Annotated in this window: 1 rRNA gene; it reads right to left on the bottom strand. The window is 52.7% G+C overall.

Annotation, left to right across the window (positions count from 1 at the left end):
* Positions 1-82: 82 nt before the first annotated feature.
* Positions 83-1473: ribosomal RNA gene (locus BMY54_RS29690) — 23S ribosomal RNA — on the bottom strand; the annotation flags it as partial.

The following is a 1473-nucleotide window of genomic DNA, read 5'->3' as shown; positions in this document are numbered from 1 at the left end:
TTTGTGAACATCGAACTTTCGGTTCGTTTCGTCTTCACACACCGCAATCTGGTCTCTTCGACGCAAATTGCTTGGGTGTTATATGGTCAAGCCTCACGGGCAATTAGTATTGGTTAGCTCAACGCCTCACAGCGCTTACACACCCAACCTATCAACGTCGTAGTCTTCGACGGCCCTTCAGGGAACTCAAGGTTCCAGTGAGATCTCATCTTGAGGCAAGTTTCCCGCTTAGATGCTTTCAGCGGTTATCTTTCCCGAACATAGCTACCCGGCAATGCCACTGGCGTGACAACCGGAACACCAGAGGTTCGTCCACTCCGGTCCTCTCGTACTAGGAGCAGCCCCTCTCAAATCTCAAACGTCCACGGCAGATAGGGACCGAACTGTCTCACGACGTTCTAAACCCAGCTCGCGTACCACTTTAAATGGCGAACAGCCATACCCTTGGGACCGGCTTCAGCCCCAGGATGTGATGAGCCGACATCGAGGTGCCAAACACCGCCGTCGATATGAACTCTTGGGCGGTATCAGCCTGTTATCCCCGGAGTACCTTTTATCCGTTGAGCGATGGCCCTTCCATACAGAACCACCGGATCACTAAGACCTACTTTCGTACCTGCTCGACGTGTCTGTCTCGCAGTCAAGCGCGCTTTTGCCTTTATACTCTACGACCGATTTCCGACCGGTCTGAGCGCACCTTCGTACTCCTCCGTTACTCTTTAGGAGGAGACCGCCCCAGTCAAACTACCCACCATACACTGTCCTCGATCCGGATAACGGACCTGAGTTAGAACCTCAAAGTTGCCAGGGTGGTATTTCAAGGATGGCTCCACGCGAACTGGCGTCCACGCTTCAAAGCCTCCCACCTATCCTACACAAGCAAATTCAAAGTCCAGTGCAAAGCTATAGTAAAGGTTCACGGGGTCTTTCCGTCTAGCCGCGGATACACTGCATCTTCACAGCGATTTCAATTTCACTGAGTCTCGGGTGGAGACAGCGCCGCCATCGTTACGCCATTCGTGCAGGTCGGAACTTACCCGACAAGGAATTTCGCTACCTTAGGACCGTTATAGTTACGGCCGCCGTTTACCGGGGCTTCGATCAAGAGCTTCGCGTTAGCTAACCCCATCAATTAACCTTCCGGCACCGGGCAGGCGTCACACCCTATACGTCCACTTTCGTGTTTGCAGAGTGCTGTGTTTTTAATAAACAGTCGCAGCGGCCTGGTATCTTCGACCGGCATGAGCTTACGGAGCAAGTCCTTCACCCTCACCGGCGCACCTTCTCCCGAAGTTACGGTGCCATTTTGCCTAGTTCCTTCACCCGAGTTCTCTCAAGCGCCTTGGTATTCTCTACCCAACCACCTGTGTCGGTTTGGGGTACGGTTCCTGGTTACCTGAAGCTTAGAAGCTTTTCTTGGAAGCATGGCATCAACCACTTCGTGTTCTAAAAGAACACTCGTCATCAGCTCTC

Origin of the sequence: Pseudomonas sp. ok266, from assembly GCF_900110195.1 — a bacterium.
GTDB classification, from domain to species: domain Bacteria; phylum Pseudomonadota; class Gammaproteobacteria; order Pseudomonadales; family Pseudomonadaceae; genus Aquipseudomonas; species Aquipseudomonas neuropathica.
This window is presented reverse-complemented; position numbering and strand designations above follow the sequence as displayed.